Origin of the sequence: Microbacterium sp. K41 (assembly GCF_004794395.1) — a bacterium.
Classification (GTDB): domain Bacteria; phylum Actinomycetota; class Actinomycetes; order Actinomycetales; family Microbacteriaceae; genus Microbacterium; species Microbacterium sufflavum.
This window is the reverse complement of record NZ_SSDO01000203.1, coordinates 1-5,300: the sequence shown is the minus strand read 5'-3', so window position 1 is coordinate 5,300 and position 5,300 is coordinate 1. Positions and strand designations below refer to the sequence as shown.

The 5,300-nt window shown below is 70.4% G+C and carries 5 protein-coding genes; 1 reads left to right on the top strand and 4 read right to left on the bottom strand.

Features of this window, described 5'->3' with window-relative positions:
• From DW309_RS05290 to DW309_RS05275, 4 genes are all read right to left on the bottom strand, one after another.
• Nucleotides 1-911 (bottom strand): ABC transporter permease (locus tag DW309_RS05290; protein ID WP_136044774.1); only part of this gene is annotated, 911 nt, incomplete at its 3' end.
• Nucleotides 908-1,849 carry an ABC transporter permease gene (locus DW309_RS05285; RefSeq protein ID WP_136029033.1) on the bottom strand — a complete coding sequence of 314 codons (942 nt, stop codon included), beginning with the start codon at nt 1,847-1,849 and terminating at the stop codon, nt 908-910. The genes DW309_RS05285 and DW309_RS05290, both read right to left, overlap by 4 nt.
• Before the next feature lie 79 nt (nt 1,850-1,928).
• Nucleotides 1,929-3,458 (bottom strand): ABC transporter substrate-binding protein, encoded by a 1,530-nt coding sequence (locus DW309_RS05280; protein WP_206251570.1) that lies wholly within the window; start codon nt 3,456-3,458, stop codon nt 1,929-1,931.
• Between the two features lie 211 nt (nt 3,459-3,669).
• Complete coding sequence (locus DW309_RS05275; RefSeq protein ID WP_136044773.1) at nt 3,670-4,632, bottom strand: aldo/keto reductase; 963 nt, start codon at nt 4,630-4,632, stop codon at nt 3,670-3,672.
• Between the two features lie 123 nt (nt 4,633-4,755).
• Here DW309_RS05275 and DW309_RS05270 point away from each other — a divergent pair.
• The coding region (locus DW309_RS05270) for an SDR family NAD(P)-dependent oxidoreductase (protein WP_136044772.1) at nt 4,756-5,300 on the top strand (545 nt) is incomplete at its 3' end.

Genomic DNA, 5,300 nt, shown 5'->3' with positions numbered 1-5,300 from the left:
GCGGCGACCACCGCGGCGTCCTTCCGGCGGCGGGCCCGGGGCGTGCGCACCTGCACGAGCTCGGCGAGGGTCGAGCCCATGATCGCGAGCACCGCGATCGTGAGGCCGAGGGCGGCGGAGGGCCACAGCAGCATCAGCGGGTACGTGAGCATCAGGCGGAAGCCCTCGAGCATCATGGCGCCCCAGCTGGGGACGTTCGAGTCGCCGATGCCGAGGAACTGCAGTCCCGCCTGCATGCCCATCGCGATGCCGGCGGTGAGCGCGGTCTGGATGATCACGGGCGGGTACACGGCGGTGATCACGTGGCGGAAGATGATGCGCCCGTCGGAGAGCCCGGAGACGCGGGCGGCATCGATGTACGGCTCGCCGCGCACCGCGAGCGTCTGCGACCGGGCGATGCGGAAGTACCCGGGCACCATGAACACGCCGACCGTGGCCATCAGCAGCTCGAAGTTGTTGCGGCTGCCGGCGGCGACCACGAGCAGGATGATCATGCCGGGGATCGACTGCAGCGCGTCGCTGATCCAGGTGGCGACCCGGTCGAACACGCCGCCGAAGTAGCCCGCAGCGACGCCGGTGGGCACACCGATCACGAGGGCCGTGACGATCGTGATGAGCGCGCCCCAGAGGGTCGTCCGGGTGCCGTAGATGAGGCGGCTGAGGATGTCGCGGCCGGTGGAGTCTCCGCCGAGGAGGTGCTCGGGCGAGGGCGGCGCCTTGGCGGCGGCGAGGTCGACGAGGTTCGGGTCCATGGGCGCCAGCAGCGGCGCGAAGACGCCGACCAGCACGATGAGCAGGAAGATCGCGAGCGGGAGGTAGCCGCCGGGGTGGCGGAGGAAGCGCCGGAACAGGCTCGAGCGCCGCTTCTGGGCGGCGCGGTCGAATGCGACGCGGATGTCGGTCGTGGTCATGCGACGCGCACCTTCGGGTTGATCCAGCCGAGCACGAGGTCGAGCAGGAGGTTGATCACGACGACGAACACGATGGAGATGACCGTGATGCCCAGGAGCATCGGGATGTCGCCGTTCTGCGAGGACTGGTTCGTGAGCTGGCCGAGGCCGGGGAGGCTGAAGATCTGCTCCACCACGATCGCGCCGGACAGCAGTCCCACGAACATGAGGGCGATCACGGTGAGCGCGGCGGGCGAGGCGTTGCGGAGGATGTGCAGGTTGACCCGCGCGGCGGAGAGCCCGCGGCTGCGGAGCGTGCGCACCCAGTCCTGCCTGCTCTGCGCGATCACGGCGTTGCGCAGCTGCTCCGACACGGCGACGATGCCGCCGAGCGCGAGGGAGATCGCCGGCAGGGTGATCGAGCGCAGCCATCCCTCGACGGACTGCGTCGGCGGCACGTAGCCGACCGCGGGGAACCACTTCAGCTGCACGGCGAGCCACATGACCAGCACCAGGCTCACCCAGAATCCGGGGAGCGCGAACAGCACGACCGAGATGCCCTTGATGATCCGGTCGAACCAGGTGCCGGGGCGCAGCCCGGTGATCATGCCGAACGCGATGCCGATCACGGCCGTGATGAGCGTCGCGAAGGTGACCACCGAGAGCGTCACGGGGACCTTGATCGCGAGCTGGGCGCCGACGGGCTGGAAGTTGCGCCACGACTCGCCGAAGTCGAGGAGCACGGCGTGCGAGAACCAGTCCCAGAACTGCACGATCAGGGGGCGGTCGAGGCCGATCTTCTCGGCCAGGGCCTGCTGTTGCGCGGGGCTCGCGGTGGTGCCCAGCAGCGAGGCGGTCGGGTCGCTGATCGCGAGGTGCGCCAGGAAGAAGGTGCCGATCGAGACCGCGACGAGCAGCAGGATGCCGGACAGCACCCGCTTCGCCGTGAACAGGAGCATGGGGGCCTCTCGGGGTGAGGAGGGTCGGAGGGGGAAGGGTGCCGGGGCGGCCGGTGTCGGGTGGCCGCCCCGGCGGGCATCAGCCCTGGGTGATGTAGCGCAGGGTCGGGAACATCATGCCCACGACGGGCTGCAGCTGGATGCCGGGCGCCGTGTAGTAGATGTTGTTCGCCTGGTACCAGACCGACCACCACGCCTGGTCGACGAGGGCCTCGTTGAGCTCCTTGACGGCCGCGGTCTGGGCGTCGCCGCGTTCGGTCTGCACCTTCTCGACGAGCGGCGCGATGACGTCGTTCTCGGCGTAGTCGGGCTCCGGGTTGAACCACTGGACGCTCGTGACCTGGCGGGCCACCGTGGCGACGTCGTTGCCGTCCATCGCGAGGAACGAGATGAACATCGGGTAGTTCGGCGCGTTGAGCTGGTAGTCCGGCATCTGCATGTTGTCCCACGTGACGGTGATGCCGAGCTCGGTGAGCGCCTGCTCCGCCGAGGGCTTCCACATCTCGAAGATGGGCGACATGGGCATCGAGATCGCGAAGCCGTCTGGGTACCCGGCGTCGGCGAGCAGCTCCTTCGCCTTGTCCATGTTGACCGCGTAGGCGTCGTTGAGGGACGGGTCGTTGATCGGCCCTCCGTCGGGGAAGACCTGGTTGGTGGCGACACCGGCGCCGCTGCCGACCGCGGCGAGGATCGCGGCACCGTCGAACGCGTAGTTCAGCGCCTGGCGCACCTCGAGCTTGCCGAGGGGCTCGCTCTTGGCCCCCGTGTGGTCGGTGATGACCAGGCCCGCCCAGCCGGACACGCGCTGCGCGGTGTTCCAGCCCTGCTGCTCGGCCTGCTCCAGGTTGGCGACGTCGCCGTACTGCACGTTGATCTGGCCGCTGAGCATGGCGTTGTGCCGGGCGGTCGCGTCGGTGATCGGGTAGATCGCGAGCTCGGCGAAGGGGTAGGTCTTCGCGTCCCAGTGGTCCTCGGTCTTGGTGAAGTGGTACTCCGCGCCGGGGACGCTGGTGGCGCTGTCGAGCACGTAGGGACCGGAGCCGACCGGCTCGCTGCCGAGCGTTCCGGCCTCGATCGACGCGGGCGACGCGATGTAGCTGCGCCCGAGGCCCATGAAGTAGAGGATCGTGTCGTCGCGCTGCGTGAGGTTGATGCGGACGGTGTCGTCGTCGACCTTCTCGAAGCTGTCGACGTTGACGTAGGCCTCACCCGAGCGGGCGCCGGCCTTGAGGTACTCGAGGCTCGCGAGCACGGCGTCGACGTCGACCGGGGTGCCGTCGCTGAACACGGCGTCGGTGCGGAGGTCGAGGTCGATGCTCAGGTCGTCGTCGGCCACGGTCCACTCGGTGGCGAGCGACGGGATCGGGTCGCCGTCGGCGTCGAGGGCGATCAGGGCGTCGTAGACCGCGGAGAGGTACGGGCCGTCGAACCCGATGTCGGCCAGGGACGGATCCCACGACGTGATGTCGAGGAAGTTGCCGATGTTGAGCGCGTCGGGGCCTTCGGCGCCGCCGCCCTCGGAGGGCGATGGCGTTCCGCCGCCGCTGCAGCTGGTGAGCGCGAGGGTCGCGGCCACGGCTGCGGCGAGCGCGAGGGGCATTCGTTTCATGGTTCCTTCTCTCGGGTGCAGGGGTGGTGAAGAAGGTTCGAAGAGCCGCTGACCGGGAGACCGGATCGACGCCACCTCGATGTGTCGTGCTGGTTAGTCTACATGTGTGGAAAAAGAGCGCAAGCATGTTTCCCGCGGCAACGGGCGCAGCTCATGCCACCGGGCGCACCCGGCTTGTCTCTGCGCGCAGCATCCCGTCTCGCCACTCCCGTCACCACACCCCGTCCGCGCGCACGTCGCGGTCCACGGCGACGTCGGAGAGGGCCGCCCGCACCTCGGGGCCGTGATCGCGGACGAGCGCGAGCGCAGCATGGTTCTGCTCGAGCTGCTCGAGCCGTGAGGCGCCGAACAGCACGTTCGCGGTGGCGGGATTCGCGAGGCAGAAGGCGATGCCGAGCGCGGCCGGCGTCACCCCGAACTCCCCCGCCACCCGCGCGACCTCGGGGTACAGGGCCGCGATCCGCTCGCGGATGCCGCCCACGTCGGCGCCGATCTTGCGCTGCGGCGTCCGGCCCGTGGCGAGGATGCCGCCCTCGAACACGTCGGACGCCTGCAGGGTGAGGGTGCCGTCGGCGAACAGCGGCCCGTACGCGTCGCCCTCGGCCATCGACCGCCGCGCGATGCCGTACTTCAGCTGCGCGAACGCGGGGCCGGCCAGCCCGCGCATCCGAGCCTCGGCGAGCGCGGCGCGGGTGTCGGCGATGCGCCAGTTGTTGATGCCCCACGAGCCGACGAGACCCTCGTCGATCAGGGCGTTCACGTCGGCGACGAGCCGCGGGAGGTCGGGCGCATCGAGGTAGTCGCCCACCACGAGCGTGTCGAACCGGTCGAGCCCCGCCCGCTCGAGCGACTCGACGAGCTGCGCGCGGAACCCCTGGTTCGGCCAGTCCCACAGCCACAGCTTGCCGCACAGCACGATGTCGTCGCGGTCGACACCGCTCGCCCGCAGCGCCTGCCCGAACAGGATGTCGGTCGTCGAGTTCTCGGCGTGCGGCCCCATGTTGTAGTACGCGACGTCGAAGAACCCGGCGTCGAGCTCGACCGCGCGGCGGATCAGCGCGACCGCCTCCTCCGGCGCCATGCGGTCCCACGTGTTCCAGGAGCCGAGGGCGAGGGGCGGCACCGGGGCACCGCCCGTCTGCAGCGGACGGCGGGGGTGGGTCGAATCGGGCATGACGCTCCTTCGCGTGCTTCGTCTCGTCGCTGCGCTCGCCGCTCAGCAACCGGGGTTGTGTTTTTCTATGGTTGTAGAATATAACGGACTCATCCCGTCAGAGCACCGTCAGTGAGGACGAACATGACCGCATCCCCGCGCCGCATCCTGGTCACCGGAGGGGCGTCCGGCCTCGGCCGCGGCATCGCCACCGCCTTCCGCTCCGCGGGCGACGAGGTGTTCCTCGGCGACGTGAACGCCGACGCCGCCGCCGCGGTCGCGGCCGAGATCGGCGCCACCGCCCTCCCCCTCGACATCGCCGACGAGGCCTCCGTCCTGGCCGCAGCCGACCGCGTCACGGCCGCCGGCGGGCTCGACGTGCTCGTGAACAACGCCGGGGTCGTCGCGGGCGGCGGCACGCTGCAGGAGGTCCCGGTCGACGCGGTCGATGCGGCCCTGCGCGTCAACGTGCGTGGCACGTTCCTCATGCTCCGCGTGTTCGGCGCACTGCTCGCGGCGGCCGGACGCGGCAGCATCGTCAACATCTCGTCCATCGGCGCCCGACAGCCCACCCCGGGCCTCGGGCACTACGAGGCCACCAAGGCCGCGGTCGACGCCCTCACCCGCACCGCCGCGATCGAGCTCGCCACCGCGGGCGTGCGCGTGAACGCGGTCGCCCCCGGCCCGGT